This is a genomic window from Pseudoalteromonas sp. SWN29 (assembly GCF_015864465.1).
Lineage (GTDB): Bacteria > Pseudomonadota > Gammaproteobacteria > Enterobacterales > Alteromonadaceae > Pseudoalteromonas.
In genome coordinates this window covers 1-20,830 of sequence record NZ_JADYXE010000039.1, presented here as the reverse complement: position 1 = coordinate 20,830, position 20,830 = coordinate 1, and the positions used below count along the sequence as shown (strand labels likewise).

Sequence of the window (20,830 nt, the reverse complement as noted above, 5' to 3'; positions counted from 1 at the left end):
CGACTACTCTGCTAGTGGTAATGTAAATTTGGCTAAACGGTTTTTAGGAAATGCAGAAACATCTACAGGTTCGCCGTTTAAAGTAATGTCTACAGCGTCATGCTTACCAAGCACAACTGAAAAAGGAGGCGTGCCACTTACGGTCATAATGTAGCCTGCTTTTTTAACACCGAATGCTATTTTTTCGCCTTCGCCGTCGTAAATTTCAACCCAACTTTCGCCGTTAAAGTTCATAACAATTGTACTGCTTGCATCTTCTTGGCTTGCGTTGTTAGAAATAACAGGAGCAGTTTCTGTTACTGCTTCTGGGCCTGTTGATATTTCAGTAGGCGTATTTTGCGATTCTAATAATGATTCGTCGTCAATGTCGGCTTGTTGCTGTTGCTCTGAAATACTGGGTTGAGCGGCTTGGCGCTCGCTCATTTTTGAGTTGGCAACATTTATGTTACTGGTTTGCTCTTCAATAGGTGTCGCGTTTTGCCAAAACCATAAAGCAGATGAGCCAATAACAATCGCTAAAATTAAATAGCTAAAAAACATTAAGCGACTGTCGTTTGCTTCTTTTTCTGTTCGGCGTGAAAAGCTCTGCATATTAGCGGGCTTAGTCGGCTCTGGTGGTGCGGGCATCATCGCTAAAATAGGTGTGCTATCTACTTTTAATTCACGGCAATAATTTTTTATATAGCCTTTAACAAAAGTGATAGGGCCGAGTAATGCAAATTCATCATTTTCAAGGCGTTTAATTTGAAGTTCAGACAGCTTTAACGGTGCAGCAATAGTCGCTATGCTAACGTTCGCTTGCTCTCTATGATTTTTTAATATTTGGCCTACAGTTGGCTGTTCGCTCTGTGTTTGCGTATTTTCTTCATTCATAATTTGTATGAGTCTGGATCCACTAGTAAAAGTCTATGCCCTGGTTTTAGTGCTATATCAGGACTTAATTTATTCCATCGCATTAATTCATCAATTAATACATGCCGCTGGGTAGCTATATCGTAAAGGGAATCGCCAGCTTTAATTTCGTAATAAACATTTGGATCGTTTAGGTATATTTTACTTCCATTCATTACCCGATCCGACTCTTTTAAACCATTCCATTGCAGGAGTTTTTGTAGTTTAACATTGTATCGCACCGAAATGCTAAATAGGTTTTCACCAACAGCAATTACGTGAAATGGCACGCGTAAAGGCGATACTTTAGGGTTAAGCATTGGGAGCTCTGTTTTTTGAACTGCCTCGTAACTTTTAAATTCAATATCAGCATCATTTTTATAGTTGCTGTTTTCAAATACGGTTGTATTTTTAGTCGCCTCGTAGAATACCACGTCGCTACTATTTTTTTGATTAGTAACTGCCGGAGCCGGTGCCGAATTACTGTAGTTACTAGTTTGCTGCGAATTAAACTGACCTGTTTTAGGTGCGCCAAACGAAATTATTGTAACTTCGTCATCGGCTTTAGTTGGTTGCTTTGCTACTACAGGCGCTTTTTGAGGTTTGTTAGCGGGCTTCGCTTTTTCAGGCACGGTTACTATAGAATCAGCAGAGTCGTGTTCAGTAGTAAGTGCAAGCATGACAGCTGATGTATTGGTAGGTTTGCTTGGTGCGATAGCTTTAGGAGTCACTACTTCAAGAGTGTCTACTTTAGAGGCGCTCACTTTAGGTGCATCTACTTCTTGATCTGTTACTTGTTTTGCTACTACGGCTTTTTCGTCGGCTTGCTTAGTGCCTGCGCTTTGCGCTGCCTCAGCTAGCTGTTCTCTTGCTATAACTGGGTTTACATCTTGGCTATTTACTGCTGCGATTTTTGTATCTGTTTTTTGCTCAGCTTTTATTACTAAGCTTGTTGAGCCATCTTGCGATGAGCGCTTTTTTCTAATCACTTTTATTTTTGGCTTTGAACTAACGTGTGCACCGCTTTCGTCATTTTTTAGTTCTTTTAACTGCGCTTTACGGTATTTTTCGCGGAGTATTTCAAACTCATTAAAACGTGTTCTTTTTTCTTTTAGTGCATAGGCTTCGTCGCTTGTAGAATAAGTTTGTAAAATAGTGCTGGAGATTTTTTCAGCCTCTTCTATTCTGCCCATTCTGTTTTTTACAAGGTAGCTAAGCATTAATGCACGAGAAGATACTCGACCTGTGCTTTCGTAGCGTTTTAAAAGTTCACTGGCTTTGTACAAGTCGCTTTTAGCGTAATACAAAGCAGCTAAGCTTATTAATGTAGATGTACGCTGAGAGCTATGATTAAGTGCTTGTTGAAAGTAGCTTTCTGCATTTTCAAAGTCATCAAATTCAATGGCACATAAGGCTAAGTTCTCATAGCTTTCGGCAACGCGAATATAAGTAGGTACTTCAATGGCTTTTAAAAACTGATCAGTAGCGCGATCGTATTCATCAATACCACATAAAAACACACCGTAGTTATTAAGGGTATTAGGATCGTCTGGTTTGATTTCAAGTGCTTTTTGGTAGGCTTTATCAGCTCGCGGGTTTTCGCCCACTTGTTGATAGTAATAAGCAAGAGAGTAATGTACTTCAGGTAGGTCAGGAGCAAATGCCGCTGCGCGTTCTAAATTGTATTTGGCTTGAGAGTTATTACCCGTTTTTAAATACTGTAGGGCTAAAGCAATTCGTGTGCGTGCTGCGCCAGTATTATTAATTTTATTTTCGACGACGGGTTTATTGCTGCCGTTATAACTACTTTCGCTAACACAGCCACTTAGGGCAAGTGTTGATAGTGTTATAGCAAGTATAGATTGCATTACCTTATCTCTTTATTTTTAGTCCATGGCGCCTATCTTACCTAAAACCTTTATTCTTGCATCATTTATTTAAAAATAAACAACTTAACTGCCCTATATGACTTATTCACATAGGGCAGTTACAGATTATGCTTGGTGGATATTAACGCTAATTGCGTTATCGTCACGCATTTTCTTTTTAGCTAAACGTTTAGTACGGTCAACTACGTCACCTACTAATTGTCCGCAAGCGGCGTCAATGTCGTCACCGCGAGTACGGCGCACAATACAGGTAACACCCGCTGCTTGTAATACTTTTGAAAAACGGTCGATACGGCTATTGCTTGAGCGAGTGTATTCGTTACCCGGAAACGGGTTAAACGGAATAAGGTTGACCTTACAAGGTGTGCCTTTTAACGTTTGCACTAATGCATGCGCCTGATCGGTGCTGTCGTTAATACCATTAAGCATAACGTATTCAACTGTTACATCTTTATTGGCTTTTGAACCGTCGATATAACGACGACACGAGGCCAAAAACTCTTCAATAGGGTACTTTTTATTAACCGGTACTAAAATATCACGCAGGGCGTTATCTGGTGCGTGAAGTGATATAGCCAGTGCTACGTCAATTTTCTCTTTTAATAAATCAAGAGCAGGCACAACCCCTGAAGTACTTAATGTTACGCGGCGCTTAGATAAACCAAAGCCCCAATCGTCCATCATTAGTTCCATTGCTGGCACTACGTTTTTAAGATTAAGTAAAGGCTCGCCCATACCCATCATTACAACGTTAGTTACTGGGCGCTTTTCGCTATGACCATCAAGGCCAATATCTTTAGCTACACGCCAAACTTGGCCAATAATTTCAGATACTTTTAAGTTACGGTTAAAGCCTTGTTGCGCAGTAGAACAAAAAGTACATTCAAGCGCACAACCTACTTGTGATGATACACATAAAGTAGCGCGCTCTTTTTCAGGGATCCAAACAGCTTCTACTTCTTGGCCGCCTTCAAGAATAAGTGCGTACTTAATAGTACCGTCGCTTGCTTGTTGGCGAACGGTGATTTCTGGCGCAACAATTTCGCACTCAGCTTTAAGTTTTTCTTTAAGCTTTTTGTTTACGTTGCTCATATCGTCGAAGTTGTCTACGCCAAAATGATAAATCCATTTCATCACCTGGTCACTACGAAACGGCTTTTCACCGAACGATGCAAATAACTCGCGCATTGCTTCTCGGTTTAAATCTAATAAGTTAATCTTTTTTTGCTCGGTCATGAAACAACCTCAATCGGTGACGGTGGAGATAAAATTTACGAGGACGAATTGTACACAATTCACTCAGTTTAATCATTAAGTAAAACATCAACAAATACACTGACAAATACTTTACGTAATGACTAAAAAAGGGCCCGAAAGCCCTTTTCATTTTGTTAACGAGTTCGAATTAACGAGTACGTGAACAAAGCTCTTCGTCAGCGAAGAAGTACGCGATTTCGCGAGCAGCAGATTCAACAGCGTCAGAACCGTGAACAGCATTTTCGTCGATGCTATCAGCGTAGTCTGCACGTAAAGTGCCAGCTAGTGCTTCAGCAGGGTTAGTAGCACCCATGATTTCACGGTTTTTAAGAACAGCGTTTTCACCTTCAAGAACTGTAACCATTACTGGACCAGATGTCATGAAAGATACTAAAGCACCGAAGAAAGGACGTTCGCTATGTTCTGCGTAGAAACCTTCAGCTTTCTCTTGTGAAAGGTGAACCATTTTAGCTGCAACGATTTTAAGGCCAGCAGACTCGAAACGGTTGTAGATAGCGCCAATGTGGTTTTTAGCTACTGCATCAGGTTTTACGATTGAAAAAGTACGTTCTAAAGCCATCTTTATGCTCCAATAATTTTAAGTAAAAGTGTGAATATTAACGGGCGCAAATTATACGCGTTTTAAGTGAAAAATCCTAATTTTATTAAAAACCAGTTTGATTGCAGTTTTGTGATCTCGATCAAAAGCAAATTGCTAATCGTACTTATACTGCCGCGCTTATAAATTAATTAATCATACAACTGGCTTAAAGCCAGTTCGCTGTATGGAGCGCACATGTTACCAGCTATCTCTTCAACGCCTTTTATTCCTGAATTACTATGCCCTGCCGGCAGTTTAAAAAACATGCGCTACGCGTTTGCTTATGGCGCAGATGCGGTTTATGCAGGGCAGCCTCGCTATAGTTTGCGTGTGCGTAATAATGAATTTGACCTAGACACTCTGCAAATAGGCATTAATGAAGCTCATCAGCGAAATAAGAAGTTTTATGTGGTATCAAATATTGCGCCGCATAACGCGAAAGTTAAATCGTACTTACGTGATATAGAGCCTGTTATTGCAATGAAACCTGATGCGCTAATTATGTCAGACCCTGGTTTAATTATGCTTGTTCGTGAAAAATGGCCTGCTATGCCTATTCACTTATCAGTACAGGCGAATGCGGTAAATTATGCGAGTGTACAATTTTGGGCAAAGCAGGGGATTGAACGCGTTATTTTGTCAAGGGAGCTATCACTCGAAGAAATAACCGAAATACGGACACTCTGCTCAAACACCGAACTTGAAGTGTTTGTACATGGTGCGCTTTGTATGGCGTATTCAGGGCGTTGTTTACTTTCGGGCTATATTAACAAACGCGATCCAAATCAAGGTACGTGTACTAACGCATGTCGCTGGGATTACGATGTAAAACCAGGGGTTGAAAACGAAACGGGCGAAATGGTGCATAAAATTGACCCCAAACAGGTGATTCCTACACTAGGCCAAGGCGCGCCAAGTAGCGAAGTATTTATGCTTGAGGAACAAGGCCGCCCTGGCGAGTATATGCCTGCGTTTGAGGATGAACACGGCACGTATATTATGAATTCAAAAGATTTACGCGCCGTACAATACGTAGAGCAGTTAACAAAAGTGGGTGTACATAGTTTAAAAATAGAAGGGCGTACTAAGTCATTTTATTATGTAGCGCGTACTGCACAGGTATATCGCAAAGCAATCGACGATGCTGTTGCGGGTAAACCATTTGATACTAACTTATTTAAAACTCTCGAAAACCTAGCGCATCGTGGTTACACCGAAGGCTTTTTAAAACGACATGCTCACCAAGATTATCAAAACTATGAATACGGTCATTCGGTATCAACTAAGCAGCAATTTGTGGGAGAAGTACTTGGGCGCTGCGAAAATGGTTTAGTTAAAATAGACGTTAAAAATAAATTTTGCACAGGGCATTCACTCGAACTCATGACACCGCAAGGTAATATTACTTTTAAGCTTGAATATATGGAAAACAAAAAGGGTGAAAGTATTAACGATGCTAAAGGCTCTGGTCACATTGTAAAAATCCCCTTAGATGATGCCATTAACTTAGAACACGCTATTTTAATGCGTAACCTTGAGACACACCAAGATACCCGTAATCCATTTAAACAAGCTGTTTAGCTACAGCTTAATATAGTTTTTTAAAAAAACTCGGGATTATAAAAACCCCGAGTTTGCGACTTTATTTAAAATAATATTAATTACTTTTCAAGCTGCTTTAGCTTATCTCTTCGCTCTTTACGTTTTTGTTTTAATGTTTTGCTTGCATGTTTTTTAGGTTTTTCTTTACTCATTACAAATAACTCCAATTAAATATATAAAATTAATAAATAAAAATTGAAATGATTTACTCTATATTTCCTCCTTAATATTTATGGCTATTATTTCCCAAAGATAGGATTCCCCAGCTTCTTTATATTCAATAATATGATTTATTTTATGCCCTAAAAGAGCGACCCCAAGAGGAGAGTGAAATGATACGTCACTAATAAAGTGCCTTCGTTGGCTTGGAGGCACTAAAGTTATACGGCGTTTAAAACCGGTGGTTATATTTTTAATAACCACCGTGCTATTAATTTGTACATGCGGATTGAATTTTGACCAAGGCCGCTGTGAATACTCGACTTCTTGTAGCAAATACGCAAGCTTTAACGGCTGTACTAGTACCGCTGCATCTGAGAAGTCATTTTTAGACAGGAAAGGTTTTTTACGCTCGAACAGAAAAGAAAGCACGGACTAATCCCCACAAAAACTAAATCGAATTTAAATATATAAAGGTACAGTGTAACTGCCGAGTGTAAGGGTTACACTCGGCTTAAATTCCGAAGATGGTATTTGTTTTTAGCAGGTATGTGATTAAAGTAAGCATATTATCCTCTTTGTTTAAATCAATCATATTGAGTTAAAAAATAAAGTCAATTGAGTTTTAGGTTAAAAAACATTTTGACGGTAAAATAATAGTTTAATAGCTATCTTTTATGCTTTTATAAACTCGTTTTTTCTCACTAAAATGTTGTAATGCCTGCGTGTTAATTTCTCACTATGAATTGAAGCTAAACGACTAAATGATTAAGTGCTATTTATGGGATCTATAGTGTCATTTATGCCTGTTTATAATATTTATAGATTAAATATACTGGTGCTGTTGTTTATTAAAGTGTGATTATGTGAAGCTTAAGCTGTTTATTTTATAGAGTGAAATTAGGTGTTGGGTAACAGTTTTATAGTGGCCACGTTCTCTATCACTTAACCTTTATGTAATAGTCATTGCATTCAACAATGTTAAATAACCACTTCTTATTCGGGTTTATCAAAGTAAATTATAAAGGGTCTCATTTATATGTGGATAATTTTTGCATTACTCGCCACTGTTTTTTTTGGTGCACGAGGAATAATGTATCAATGGACGTCGCAGAAAAAAATTAACCGTAATCTATTATTGTTCGGTGTTTTTTTTGTGGGGTTTATAATTAGTGCGCTAGGTACTGTGGTTTTTGAGCACACATGGTACGGCTGGGCAGATATTACGGTTGGACTTGCTTTAGGTTTTGGATCTTTTGCGGCCAATGGGTTTTTGCACAAAGGGTTTTCGGTTGGGAAAGCATCTTTAATTAGTATTCTATCGGGGTTAACGCCTTTATTTGTGCTTTTATTTGCCTTTTTACTATGGCATGAAACCTTAACAACGATTCAATTAATTGGCTTTTTTATTATTTTTGGCGGCCTTTATATTATTCGCTACTCCAGCGATATCTCATTGAGTAACTTACAAGGCGCGCAATGGGGGTTACTGGCTGCACTATCCTTTGCATTTAATGATTTAATGGGCAAGCAATCAACGCTCCTTGAAGCTGATACGTTTGCAACTTTAACGTCTATGTTTGGGTTTGGTAGCTTCCTTTTTGCTGTTAGTTGGTTAGTAAAACGCAAAAAGATGTTAGTAGAGCAAGGTACTTCTCAAGCATATTGGTCTGCGAGTAAAACATTTTCGTGCGGGTTACTTATTGGTTTAACTAATGTGGCTGGCATGGTTGCTATAATATCGGCTTTTGCAATCGGTAATACAGGGCTAGTTTCGGCAATTTCAGGAATGAATATTTTAATTATTTTATTGTATTCGCGCATCGTTCTAAAAGAGTCTTTTACACGCCAAGAAGTTATAGGATTAACAACTGCATTTTTAGGTGTAATTGTACTAAGGCTTAGTTTTTAAAGTTTAGCTAACTTAAAGTTTTGTTGTTGAAAATAATTCCGTTTAAGTGCTAAAGGCATACGCTGCTACACTTTAGAAAAGTGTTGCAGTGTATGCTCTATAAGTAATCGCACACGATAAGGGATTTGTTTTCTGTCGCGATAAAGCATAGAAAAAGGCTGCCCTTCGCTTTGCCAGTCAGGAAGAATACGTTTAAGCTTTCCGGCTTCAATAAGAGGCAATGCTATATAATCAGGAATGTAACTAATACCTACGCCAGACTCAACTGCTTGTTTCATCATTTGAATTTCATCAACTTCCAATCGAACATGTGTGTTTGGATTAAAACTGTATTCTTCGCTCGTGTGCTGATTTTTTAACTGCCACGGAACTAACCCAACGCACGTAATTTTTGGGTGCTGCTCTAATTGTTTAGGATGAGTGATAGATTGACAATCATGGTGTGGGTGAGCACACAACACATTATGAGTAAGCTTAAGCTCCCTAATAATCCAATTATCAATGGCAGGGTTTCTTACTCTAAATGCTATATCAATCCCTTCTTTTTCAATATCAATAAGGTTATTTGAAAAGCGTAAATCTAATTGAATTTCGGGATACTGTAGTAAAAAATCACAAAAAATAGCACTTAAAAAATGTTTACCCATGTAAATGGGTGCAGAGATCCTAATTTTCCCTTTAGGTTGGTCTTTCTCATCACAAAGTGCTTGCTCTATACACTCTACTTCATCGAACAGTTTACGATAGCGATCGTAATATAACTCGCCAGTATGCGTAAGTGTTACCCGATGAGCATCTCGATTTAATAGCGTTAATTGAAGAGCTTGCTCTAATAGGCGTATTCTACGGCTCAAAGTTGATAGTGACATACCAAGGTCTGCTGATGCTTTTTTAAAGCTACCTAGTTTTACTATGGTGCAAAAGTAACGTAAATCATCGAGAGAATAACTAGCTGCCATCAGAACTACTTTATTGCTTAGGAGGTAGACAATATTAACAGCGGCGCTTTAAAATTTCATTAGAGATTAAGAGTAGAGAAGACCGAGGTTTTTATTGTAGAAGCAGGTACTGTACTTTTTTTAGCTAACGCTTCGCGTGACATTTTTGCTTTTTTGCGACGTTCTTTTAGATGCTCTGCAAAAGCTAGCTGCACATCACCTTCGCTTAATAGTAGGTAATTAATAATGTAACCCCCAAGAAAAAGAGACACAGCTGTATCTAAAATGGATTTAAAATAAGATTAATGGATACTATAGTGTCTATTCTTTGCGAGTAAAGCGTTCGAGACGTGTTAAAGCCAAGCAAAGTAGATATTGGCTAATCTCATTTAGGTTCCTTATACAATAGAGTGTAAATCTAATTAAAAGCGTCAATAAAATAAAGCGCACATTAGCGTTTTTTACTCCTCACCATAAAGTGCCTTTTAGGGATCATTAAGCTGCATTTAAGGTGTTAAAATAACTTATTTGTCACTTTAACTACCATAGGTTATACCCAATAAGTTAAGTATTGTTTTATTTAATCTATTTTTTAGCTTGTTTATTTGCCCTACGATTAAAGATAAAGGCAGGCAATGGCTTCCAGGGATATTTTGTGGCGTGTTACTCGATGGTGCGGATCACGGGGTTAAAAACTTTACAAACAATGAATTAAAATTATGTTTAGTTTTTGACTTTAATCGAACAGGCCAAGAAACGATTAAACATTCAGAGAATTATAAAAAATTTAAAGAGGGGCTTAAATCGTTTGTTAATGATTGGGATTACATAGATACGGCTGTAGAGGCAAACGCAAAACATAATAAATGGCACCCAATTATTATTTTAAAGCCAATGCTTCCTCTGTTTGAAAGTACCAATACTCACCAATAACAGATAAATGTCGTGCTTGAGGTGTTTAGCGAATTACAGAAAAATCTTATTGAGAGACCCGAATTTATAAAATTAGTAGAAGAGCTCACAGTGGCAAAATCAAGTGTTATTAAATAGGCTTTAACAACCCCGTTTTGTAGCACTTAAAAATTAGTAATGGGGTGAAACTCAGGTTGTTCGTCAAATTTGCTAAGCCACTACAGCCAACAAATTAAATGGTATACGGGAAATTTTATTGCTAAAGCCGAAGTTTCTCTTTACTTGTACAAAGCATATTTTTAATACCAATTTATTACTAATTAACACTCAAAAAACCACGACCTTTGCGGTATGATAAGCCAATAATTTATATTGATATTCTTGCCTAAGAGAGACCACATGGACGCTGCATCAAAAAAGCCTGCACCTAAAAAAGCTGCAAAAAAAACACAAGTCGGGTTTGAAGAATCCCTTTGGGATGCCGCCAATAAACTGCGCGGCAGTGTTGAGTCAGCCGAATATAAGCACATTGTTTTAAGCTTAATCTTTCTTAAATTTATTAGTGATAAGTTTGAAGGGCGTAAAAAAGCCATTGTCAGCGAATACGGTGATGAATACATAGACATGGTCGACTTTTACGCGATGGATAACGTGTTTTATCTACCAGAAGACGCCCGTTGGTCACACATTCAAACCAACGCCAAACAAGGCGATATTGCCGTAAAAATAGATACCGCACTGCACGGCGTTGAAAAAAACAATAAATCACTCGCCGGCGCATTGCCCGATAACTACTTTTCACGCTTAGGGCTTGATGCCAGTAAGCTCTCAGCGTTAATCGATACCATTAATAATATCGACACCATCGCCAACCAAAACGAAAAAACAGAAGAAGACTTAGTTGGCCGTGTTTACGAATACTTTTTAGGTAAATTTGCCGCCTCTGAAGGTAAAGGCGGGGGCGAGTTCTATACGCCTAAGTCAATCGTTACCCTTATTGCCGACATGATCGAACCATTTGAAGGTAAAATTTACGACCCATGTTGTGGCTCGGGCGGTATGTTTGTGCAATCGCTTAAGTTTATTAATAGCCATAACGGCAATCAAAAAAATGTGTCTATTTATGGGCAAGAGTACACCAACACCACCTATAAACTAGCTAAAATGAACCTTGCCGTGCGCGGTATTTCGGGCAATTTAGGCGATATAGCAGGCGATACCTTTTTTAAAGATCAACACCCTGACCTAAAAGCCGATTACATTATGGCAAACCCACCGTTTAACCAAAAACAGTGGCGCGCCGATAACGAATTAGTTGACGATGCGCGTTGGGCCGGTTACCCAACACCGCCAACCGGTAATGCCAATTATGCGTGGATCATGCATATGATCTCAAAACTTAGCGAGCATGGCACCGCAGGTTTTGTATTGGCTAATGGCTCAATGAGTTCAAACACCAGTGGCGAGGGCGATATACGCCAAAAAATAATCGAAAACGATTTAGTTGATTGTATGATAGCCCTACCAGGGCAGTTGTTTTACACCACGCAAATTCCGGTGTGTTTATGGTTTATAAGTAAAGATAAAAAAGGCAATAACGAAAAAGGCCTACTAAAGCGCCGCGACCGCCAAGGCGAAACGCTCTTTATAGATGCCCGCGAAATGGGCTCTATGGTTAACCGTACCTTAAAAGAACTCACCAACGACGACATAGCTAAAATTACACAAACCTACCATATTTGGCGCGGCGAAGAGCTAACTACAGCAAGTACCGAGCGAGAAAGCGCACAAAAAGAGCAAAGCGCAGATAAAGAGCAAAGCGCAAATAAAGAGCAACGTGAAAATAAAGAGCAAGAACAAGAGTACAAAGATGTAGCCGGTTACTGTAAATCAGCCACCCTTGCTGATATAAAAGCGAACGACTACGTACTAACCCCTGGGCGCTATGTCGGCGCTGCTGAGATTGCAGACGACGGTATCCCGTTCGAGACCAAAATGAGCGAACTTAGCCAAACCCTTTATAGCCAAATGAGTCAAGCAACGCAGCTTGATACAGCCATTCGCACTAACTTAGCGGCCTTGGGTTATGGTGAAGAACGTTATGGTGAAGAGCGTTATGGTGAAAAAAGTAATGACTAATCCTCCCAAAAGTAACAGCGCTAGCGTTTTAACTAACCCCGCACTGTTAACCAATATTAAAGCCGTCATAGCGCAAGCGCGTACTCACGTTAAGCAAGTTGTTAACAGCACTATGGTGCACGCATATTGGCAAATTGGCCGCCTAATAGTAGACGATGAGCAACAAGGGAGCACGCGGGCTGAATATGGAAAAAGCGTATTAAAAGGCCTTTCTGCTCAATTAACGGCAGATCTGGGTAAAGGATTTGATGTAAGTAACTTACGTAATATGCGCCGCTTTTATCTTGCGTTTGAAAAACAAGAGACACTGTCTCTCGAATTAAGTTGGTCGCATTACAATGTACTCGCGCGCATTGAAAATCCAGCAGCACGCTTGTGGTATATGCAAGAGTCGGCACAGCAGCACTGGAGTGTACGCGCGCTAGAACGCCAAATTGGTACGCTTTACTACGAGCGTTTGCTCTCAAGTAAAAACAAACAACCCGTAGAGCAAGAAGCCCAACAAAACACACAAGTATTGGCAGAGTCCGCAAAAGACTATCTGCGCGACCCCTACATTTTAGATTTTTTAAACCTGCAAGACAAAAGCTATCAAGAAAACGAGCTAGAGCAAGGCATTATAAATAACCTACAACAGTTTTTATTAGAGCTTGGTAAAGGCTTTGCTTTTGTAGAGCGCCAAAAACGCATTCGCTTTGACGACGAAGATTTTTATATCGACCTCGTTTTTTACAATTTTAAACTCAAATGTTTTTTATTGCTCGACTTAAAAATTGGCAAACTCAAACACCAAGATATAGGCCAAATGGATACCTACATTCGCTTGTACGATGACTTACATACCAGCAGCGACGATAACCCTACTATTGGCTTGGTCTTATGCAGTGAAAAAAGCGAAGCCGTTGTTAAATACTCCGTACTGAGCGACCAAAAACAGCTGTTTGCTGCAAAGTATTTAGCCCACTTACCCAGTGAAGAAGAGTTGCGCATAGAACTCCAAAAAGAACGCGAGCGCGTACAAGCGCAATTGCTTAATCAGCAAGTTAAAGGCAAAGATAATGAATAAACAAATAGGGTGTGAAGTTTGTAGCCAAATGAGCCAAAGCGATGAGCTTGATAAAACTATTCGTGAAAATGCGGAGGCGTTGGGATATGGATGCTAATTTACTTAGCTTGCCAAAACACTGGGAGATAAAAACTCTTGTTGAACTCACAGTTCAGAAGAATGTTTCTTACGGGATAGTGCAACCCGGTAAGCATGAAAATGACGGCATACCAATTATTAGAGTTAATAACTTTACTTCTTCTGGACTTGATGTTTCAAATGTAATGAAAGTTGTACCTAAAATTGCTAATAAATCACTTAAAACAAGCCTGAAAAAAAATGATTTATTGTTGACTTTAGTCGGTTCAACAGGGCTTACCTACATTGTGCCTAAAGAGTACGAAGGTTGGAATGTTGCTAGAGCTGTTGCTGTGATAAGAAGTGATAACACAGTAAGTGCTGATTGGATAAAAATCTGTTTAGATTCCACTTTTACAAAATACTTTTTGGACTCACGAGCAAATACTACAGTCCAAAAAACTTTAAATCTATCAGATGTAAAACAGGTACCTATTCCTATACCGCTAGCGCATGAGAGAGCATTCATTGAGAAAAATATTGGCAACCTAAACGAAAAAATAGAACTTAACCATAAAACCAACCAAACGTTAGAACAAATGGCGCAGGCGTTATTTAAAAGCTGGTTTGTTGACTTTGATCCTGTGTTCGACAACCTACTTGCTAGTGCTGATTTTAAATTAGACAACCTTGAAAACCGCTTGCCTGACGAGTTAAAACAAAAAGCACAGCGCCGCTTAACGGCACTGGACAGTTTAGAAAATGCAGTTGAAGTAAAAGCCTCACTCATTGCGCTCGCTCACGAATTACAAGCACAGCTACCAACAAAAGAAGCAACACAAGCAGCAGAGCAAGTATCAGAAGAAGCCGCTGAAACGCCCGTTAAACCAAACTTTAACGCCAACCCTAACATATTAGCGCAACATGCCAACACCCACGCCCACTTCCCTAATGAGTTTGAACACAACGAACAACTAGGCTGGATTCCAAAGGGCTGGGAAGCAAAAACTATTGATGAACTATGTAAAATAAACCCAGAATCTTGGACTAAAAAAAACGCACCTGAGGTAGTTAAATATGTTGATTTGGCTAACGCTAAAAATGGGTCTGTGGGTGAAGCTTTAGAATATAGTTTTTCTGAAGCACCAAGCCGAGCAAGAAGAATTTTGCGACCGCATGACACAATCATTGGTGTAGTTAGACCTGCAAATAGATCCTTTGCTTATGTGAATGAAGATAATTTAACGGGTAGTACAGGGTTTGCAGTAGTTAGAGCAAATAATCAAAATTGTAGAGCTTTTGCATATTTTTCTTTAACTAATGATGATTGCATTCAAGAGTTCACGCGCATTGCAGATGGTGCTGCTTACCCTGCAATAAAACCAGAAGATGTAGCGAAGGCATATTGCGTCTTCTCAAATAATAAAATCTTGGACACATTTGAATCTATCGTTGGGGAATTTATGACTAAAGTTGCAAAAAATGAACGACAAAATAGATACTTAACCAAACTTCGCGACACTCTTTTACCTAAACTCATATCTGGCGAGCTGCAAATACTCGATGTAGCCACCGACGATGAAATAGCCGATTAATACATAAGCTGAGCGTTTAAAGGCAAAACAACAAGAATAAGGTTGTTTGATGAAATTGACTGAAGCCAAATTAGAACAAGCGGTGGTTGAGTTATTAGCCGAACAAGGCTACTCGCATTTATTGGGCGGGCAGCTTACCCGCAGTAATAGTGATGTATTAATTAAAGAAGACTTACGTGCTTTGCCAATTAACACAATGAGTGAATAAGAATTAGTATGTTTGATTTAAATAAAATAGAGCAACGCGTGGCCAGCAAAACTTACGATTTGGGTTATGGTTTGTACGCATCAAATAATGTGAGTAAGTTACTTATTGTGGGTGAGCAAGCAATGGCGAACGTGGCGGGGCAGCATAAATACAAAGTCACTTTAGAAAATAGTGCAGGTGCGCAATGCGTGGCAAGCTGTACGTGCCCCGCAGCCGATTATCAAGAGGTATGTAAACATGCCATTGCCGTGGCGCTCAAAGTAAACAGTTTATCAGGTACTGAATTAGCCAACGCAAACGCCGATGCTACAACACAAGGCAACGAACGCGGGGCATTAATGGCGTGGTTTTTAGATAAACCGGCTAATGAACTTACCGATATAATCATGGGTTTTTTAGATGAGTCAGAGCATGAATACGATAAATGGGTATTTATGATGTCAAACGACAAGCAAGCCATGAGTACAAGTGAGCTAAGCAAACTTATCACTAAAGCTTTGCCTAAAAAATCAGTATGGGGCTGGAATGAAGTACGTAGCTATTTTGCTGATGCTGACTCACTGTTTGAAATGATATTTCCTGCGATAGAAAAACTGCCCGTTGATCAGCAATGGCAGTTGAATTTTAAAGCCGTGGTGCGTTTAAACACCGTACTTGAAGAAATTGATGACTCCGGCGGCTTTCGCTTTGATTTAGAAGGGCAGCTTAACCAAAACCTGACCGAGCTTTTTAATCAACTGCCTTGGTCTGATGAGCAAAAAGCGCAGTGGATTTTTGAGCATTTTGAAGATTACAAATACGATGTATTCCCGAGTGTACCGCATGACTTTGACATAACACCCAGTGTAAATACCTTGTTTTTAGCACTGTGTACAACTGCAATAGAAAAGCGACTACACGCGGGCGTTGACTTTAGTGATTGGAAGCAAAAAAGCGCGCTCACACGCCTTACGTCGATATTAATAAAACAAGCGCAAGGGCAGGATGATTGGCAAGCGCAATTGCGTTTAATTAAACTAACAGCCCATGACTCGTCGGACTATTTAAAAATAGCTGCACTTTGCAAAGACCGTAATGAGCTGTTAGATGCCGAGTACTATTTAAAGCAAGCGTATCAACGGGCAAGTAAGCCGCATGAAGTGTTTGCATGTAAGCGTGATGAGATAGACATTCGCCTTGAGTTATCAGAATTTAAAGCCGCATGGGCAATCGCGTGGCAGTTATTTGTAGATAACCCGAGTTTTAATGGCTTTAAAGATTTACAAACGCTACAACTAAAAACCGGCATAATTGATGCGCAGTTTACGCAAAAAGTAGAGCAGCTATTGCTTTCTTTGTCAGAACAAGCGGCTAAATCAAGCCAAGGGGCTTATCGCTTTACTAATTACCCGAGTGAATTACTGGATTTTTATATTGATCAAAATGACATTGAAAAAGCACGTTCATGGGCTGCAAAACATGAGGTTAAGTCGAATCAATTGATAACGTTGGCTGGTTTAATTATGGCGCAATATCCACACGAGTCGATTGACTTGTACCACAAATCACTTAGCAACATAATTGGACAAACCAATAATGACGCTTATCGTGAAGCAACTAATTTATTAATTAAAATAGAAAAAAGCTTAAAAGACAAAAATGCCGACTGCACGCTATTATATGAAATGATTACTACATTGGCTAAAAAGTTTAAGCAAAAACGAAATATGCTGAAGTTGTTGCGAGAATACTTCCCGCATTGTAGCTAAGAATAAACGTTTAAAAAATAATAACTAACATGAATAAACCAGCGGACGGTGCTAAATAGATGAAATTTACTGAAGCCAAATTAGAACAAGCGGTAGTTGAGTTATTAGGCGAGCAAGGCTACCCGCATTTATTGGGCGGGCAGCTCACCCGTAGTAATAGCGACGTATTAATTAAAGAAGACTTACGTGCTTTTTTAACTAAGCGTTACGCTAAAAATAATATTACTACCGGTGAAGTAGACTCAATTATTGCAAAGCTCGAAAAACTCCCTGCTAGTGATTTATACGAAAGTAATAAAACCTTTTGTAACTGGCTAAGTGATGGCTTTTTACTTAAACGAGAAGTATTGAGCCGCGAGCGAGGTAAAGTAGCAGGTAGTGCGGCGCAAAAGGATTTGTATATTCAACTACTTGACTACGACAACGTTGAGCAAGGTATTAAAAGTAGCTTAGTAGCAGGCCGTGCGATGGCTGCTTTCGATAATGTAAGTGAAGCGAGCGTTACTTACCTGCAAGACGACAACATTTACCGTTTTGTTACTCAGTTAGAAATACAAAGCCCCACAAGCTACGACAATATTGAAATGCGCATTCCCGATGGCATTTTATACATAAATGGTTTGCCGCTGGTGGTGTTTGAATTTAAAAGCGCAATACGCGAACAAGCCCCTATTTTTGAAGCCTTTGAGCAGTTAACGGTGCGGTACAGGCGCGCTATTCCGCAGTTGTTTGTGTTTAATACCTTGTGCGTTATAAGCGATGGCATAAACAACAAAATGGGTAATTTATTTGCGCCTTATCAGTTTTACTCGTGGGGAAAAGTAACGGGGCAAGAGCTAACAGCGCAAGAGGGCATAAATTCGTTACATACCTTATTGCAGGGCTTGTTTGATAAAGCGCGCCTGCGCGATGTAATGCGCAACTTTGTATTCTTCCCTGATTCTGATAATAAAAACGCGGGCAAAAAAGAGATAAAAATTGTACCCCGTTACCCGCAATATTATGCGGCTAATAAGTTGTTCGAAAATATCAAACGGCATTTAAAGCCACAAGGCGATGGTAAAGGCGGTACGTACTTTGGCGCAACGGGGTGCGGTAAAAGTTACACCATGCAATTTTTAACACGCTTATTGATGAAAAGCGTTGAACTTAAAAGCCCTACCATTATTTTAATTACCGACCGCACTGATTTAGACGATCAGCTTTCGCAGCAATTTGGTAATGCAAAAACCTACATTGGCGATGACACGGTAAAAACAGTCACCAGCCGTACTCACTTACGCGAGTTACTAGCGGGCCGTAACAGTGGCGGTGTGTTTTTAACGACTATTCATAAATTTACCGAAGACACTGCGCTTTTAACTGAGCGCGCTAACGTTATTTGTATTTCTGATGAGGCGCATCGTAGCCAAGTAAATCTTGATCAAAAAATTACCATTACCGAAAAAGGCGTGAAAAAAACCTTTGGCTTTGCAAAATACCTGCACGACTCACTGCCAAACGCTACTTATGTTGGTTTTACTGGCACGCCTGTTGACGCCACGCTAGATGTGTTTGGTGAAGTAGTTGACTCGTACACTATGACTGAGTCGGTCAAAGATGAAATAACCGTACGCATAGTTTACGAAGGCCGCGCGGCCAAAGTGTGTTTAAACAACAGTAAGCTGGCCGAAATTGAAGCCTATTACAAAAAATGCGCCGATGCAGGCAGTAACGAGCTGCAAATAGAAGACAGCAAAAAAGCCACCGCTAACATGAATAGTATTTTAGGCGACCCTGATCGCATTAAAGTGTTAGCAAAAGATTTTGTGCAGCACTACGAAAAACGTGTTGAAGAATGCTCAACGGTTGCAGGTAAGGCAATGTTTGTGTGTAGCTCGCGCGGGATTGCTTATCAGTTGTATCAAGAATTAGAAGAACTACGCCCAGATTGGTTTGAGATTGTAGATTCTTTAAACGAGAAGGATAACGCTCAAAACTTATTAGATACCGAGCGAAAGCGTGCTATTAGCGAAGGCCGTATTGCAGCCCCTTCTGAAAAAGTAAAAATGGTGATGACGCGTGGCAAAGACGACGTCGCACGCTTATATAATTTACTTGGCAGTAAAGACGAACGTAAAGAGCTTGATAAGCAATTTAAAAACAAACATTCAAACTTTAAAATAGCCATAGTGGTAGACATGTGGCTAACCGGTTTTGATGTGCCATTTTTAGATACCATGTACATTGATAAGCCACTGCAAAAGCACAGCTTAATACAAACTATTTCGCGCGTTAATCGCCAGTTTGAAGGTAAAAATAAAGGCTTGGTAGTTGATTACATTGGTATTAAATCTGAAATGAATAAAGCGTTAGCGCAGTATTCAAAAACAGACGAAACCAATTTTGAAGACATTACCGCCTCGGTTATTGAAGTAAAAAACCACTTAGCGTTGCTCGCCCAGTTATTTCATAAATTTGACAGCAGCCCTTATTTTACAAGTGAAGCGGTTGCTCAATTAAACTGTTTAAACCACGCCGCTGAGTTTGCACTTATTACCGAAAAACGCCAAAAGCGCTTTATGGATTTAGTAAAGCGTTTAAAAGCCGCTTACGATGTATGTTGTGGCAGTGAAAAAATTAACGAAAATGAGCGGAACCACATTCATTTTTACCTTGCCGTTCGCTCTATTATTTACAAGCTAACCAAAGGCGAAGCGCCCGATAGCGCGCAAATGAACGCCAAAGTACGTGAAATGATAGCCGAAGCCCTACAAAGCGACGGCGTTGAGGAAATATTTAAGCTAGGTAATGAAGACAGCGGCGAAATCGACATTTTTAATGACGATTACATCGCCAAAGTAGAAAAAATAAAACTCCCCAATACCAAAATAAAAATATTGCAACAAATGCTAGCCAAAGCCATTGGCGAGCTAAAAAAAGTAAACCAAACCCAAGGTATCGACTTTACTAAACGCTTTGAATCGCTAGTACAGCGCTACAACGAACGCAAAGAAGATGATGTACTGGTAAGTAGCGTACTTGATGACTTTTCAGAAAGCATGGTTGATATGATTTACAGCGTACGCGACGAAATGAACGCCGGCGATGAGCTAGGTATTGATATTGAAGAAAAAGGCTTTTACGACGCCTTAAAAGCACTTGCAGTTAAATACGACTTTGACTACCCCGAAGATAAGCTCATTGAGCTTGCCCAAGCGGTAAAAGTGATAGTGGACGATAAAGTTAAGTTTGTTGATTGGAACTACCGCGACGATATTAAATCATCACTTAAAGTAGAGCTGATTTTAATACTCGCTAAATTTAAATACCCACCAATCAGCCGCGATGAAGTGTATAAAGATATATTTGAGCAAGCGCAGAGTTTTAAAGCGAACAAAGAGGCTTAAATTTATATTAAAATCTAAGCTATTAAGAGCTTATTTTTCACTGTTCCACATTAAAATCTGGCTTAATACTTGAATTCAAGACTTGTTTAATGTGTAAATATTTTGGGAAAGTGGTCATTAGAATGAATACAAAGGAAAGAAAATGTTCAAAATAGATAAAGTTTCAAATCGCATTTCTCCAATCGAGAGTAAAAGTTTTGCTGAATTAGGATTTAGAGAACGGGATCATTTACAGGAATGGTTAGCAAATCAACCAGATGCATTTGGTGAAGATCTATTGATTATTCAGAAAGAGTTTGCCGGGTTTGAAGATACCCGAGAACGTTTAGATTTATTAGCACTAGATAAAGATGGTAACTTAGTAATTATTGAGAATAAGCTGGACGATAGCGGCGTTTTTCAAGACAGTTGTCGCCTAAATTGTTAAGCAGCTTCTTTGTGTTGCTCTGGATTTAACTCCACAGCGC

General features: G+C 39.4%; 16 protein-coding genes. 10 read left to right on the top strand and 6 right to left on the bottom strand.

The features are described from left to right. Positions 1–3 precede the first annotated feature (3 nt). The 4 genes from I6F53_RS14690 to ndk form a co-directional block, all read right to left on the bottom strand. Positions 4–873 (bottom strand): RodZ domain-containing protein, encoded by an 870-nt coding sequence (locus I6F53_RS14690; RefSeq protein ID WP_197240035.1) that lies wholly within the window; start codon positions 871–873, stop codon positions 4–6. Beyond that, complete coding sequence (gene pilW, locus I6F53_RS14685; protein WP_197240034.1) at positions 870–2,759, bottom strand: type IV pilus biogenesis/stability protein PilW; 1,890 nt, start codon at positions 2,757–2,759, stop codon at positions 870–872. Before pilW ends, I6F53_RS14690 begins: the two co-directional genes overlap by 4 nt. A 126-nt stretch (positions 2,760–2,885) precedes the next feature. Next, positions 2,886–4,016 (bottom strand): bifunctional tRNA (adenosine(37)-C2)-methyltransferase TrmG/ribosomal RNA large subunit methyltransferase RlmN, encoded by a 1,131-nt coding sequence (locus tag I6F53_RS14680; RefSeq protein WP_007583420.1) that lies wholly within the window; start codon positions 4,014–4,016, stop codon positions 2,886–2,888. A 169-nt stretch (positions 4,017–4,185) separates the two neighbouring features. Then, on the bottom strand, positions 4,186–4,617 hold the full coding sequence (gene ndk / locus I6F53_RS14675) for a nucleoside-diphosphate kinase (protein WP_007377442.1): 432 nt from the start codon (positions 4,615–4,617) through the stop codon (positions 4,186–4,188). Between the two features lie 216 nt (positions 4,618–4,833). Between ndk and trhP the strand changes: the two genes are divergently transcribed. Continuing rightward, complete coding sequence (gene trhP, locus I6F53_RS14670; protein WP_197240033.1) at positions 4,834–6,219, top strand: prephenate-dependent tRNA uridine(34) hydroxylase TrhP; 1,386 nt, start codon at positions 4,834–4,836, stop codon at positions 6,217–6,219. Positions 6,220–6,450: 231 nt separating this feature from the next. On the opposite strand, the gene I6F53_RS14665 is transcribed toward trhP, so the two are convergent. After that, positions 6,451–6,831 (bottom strand): GreA/GreB family elongation factor, encoded by a 381-nt coding sequence (locus I6F53_RS14665; protein ID WP_166419841.1) that lies wholly within the window; start codon positions 6,829–6,831, stop codon positions 6,451–6,453. Positions 6,832–7,438: 607 nt separating this feature from the next. On the opposite strand from I6F53_RS14665, the gene I6F53_RS14660 reads away from it, so the two are divergent. After that, a complete protein-coding gene (locus tag I6F53_RS14660) occupies positions 7,439–8,311 on the top strand; it encodes an EamA family transporter (protein WP_166419840.1) in 873 nt (290 codons plus the stop codon). 65 nt (positions 8,312–8,376) lie between these two features. Here the strand turns inward: I6F53_RS14660 and I6F53_RS14655 are convergent, their stop codons facing one another. Then, positions 8,377–9,270 carry a LysR family transcriptional regulator gene (locus tag I6F53_RS14655; protein ID WP_197240032.1) on the bottom strand — a complete coding sequence of 298 codons (894 nt, stop codon included), beginning with the start codon at positions 9,268–9,270 and terminating at the stop codon, positions 8,377–8,379. 639 nt (positions 9,271–9,909) lie between these two features. Between I6F53_RS14655 and I6F53_RS14650 the strand changes: the two genes are divergently transcribed. The 8 genes from I6F53_RS14650 to I6F53_RS14615 all read left to right on the top strand — a co-directional run bounded on the left by I6F53_RS14650 (position 9,910) and on the right by I6F53_RS14615 (position 20,790). Beyond that, the gene (locus I6F53_RS14650; RefSeq protein WP_197240030.1) at positions 9,910–10,182 is read left to right on the top strand and encodes a hypothetical protein; all 273 of its coding nucleotides are present in this window, start codon (positions 9,910–9,912) and stop codon (positions 10,180–10,182) included. 378 nt (positions 10,183–10,560) lie between these two features. After that, complete coding sequence (locus I6F53_RS14645; protein ID WP_197240029.1) at positions 10,561–12,300, top strand: type I restriction-modification system subunit M; 1,740 nt, start codon at positions 10,561–10,563, stop codon at positions 12,298–12,300. Further along, on the top strand, positions 12,293–13,366 hold the full coding sequence (locus I6F53_RS14640) for a PDDEXK nuclease domain-containing protein (protein ID WP_197240027.1): 1,074 nt from the start codon (positions 12,293–12,295) through the stop codon (positions 13,364–13,366). The genes I6F53_RS14645 and I6F53_RS14640 overlap by 8 nt, the downstream gene beginning before the upstream one ends. Positions 13,367–13,452: 86 nt before the next feature. After that, entirely contained in the window at positions 13,453–15,018 is a 1,566-nt protein-coding gene (locus tag I6F53_RS14635) for a restriction endonuclease subunit S (RefSeq protein WP_197240026.1), read from the top strand. Positions 15,019–15,067: 49 nt separating this feature from the next. Beyond that, positions 15,068–15,226 (top strand): hypothetical protein, encoded by a 159-nt coding sequence (locus I6F53_RS14630; protein WP_197240024.1) that lies wholly within the window; start codon positions 15,068–15,070, stop codon positions 15,224–15,226. An 8-nt stretch (positions 15,227–15,234) separates the two neighbouring features. Beyond that, positions 15,235–16,974 (top strand): SWIM zinc finger family protein, encoded by a 1,740-nt coding sequence (locus I6F53_RS14625; protein ID WP_197240022.1) that lies wholly within the window; start codon positions 15,235–15,237, stop codon positions 16,972–16,974. 59 nt (positions 16,975–17,033) lie between these two features. After that, entirely contained in the window at positions 17,034–20,363 is a 3,330-nt protein-coding gene (locus I6F53_RS14620) for a type I restriction endonuclease subunit R (protein WP_197240021.1), read from the top strand. 142 nt (positions 20,364–20,505) lie between these two features. Beyond that, positions 20,506–20,790 carry a hypothetical protein gene (locus I6F53_RS14615; RefSeq protein ID WP_231616604.1) on the top strand — a complete coding sequence of 95 codons (285 nt, stop codon included), beginning with the start codon at positions 20,506–20,508 and terminating at the stop codon, positions 20,788–20,790. Positions 20,791–20,830: the final 40 nt, after the last annotated feature.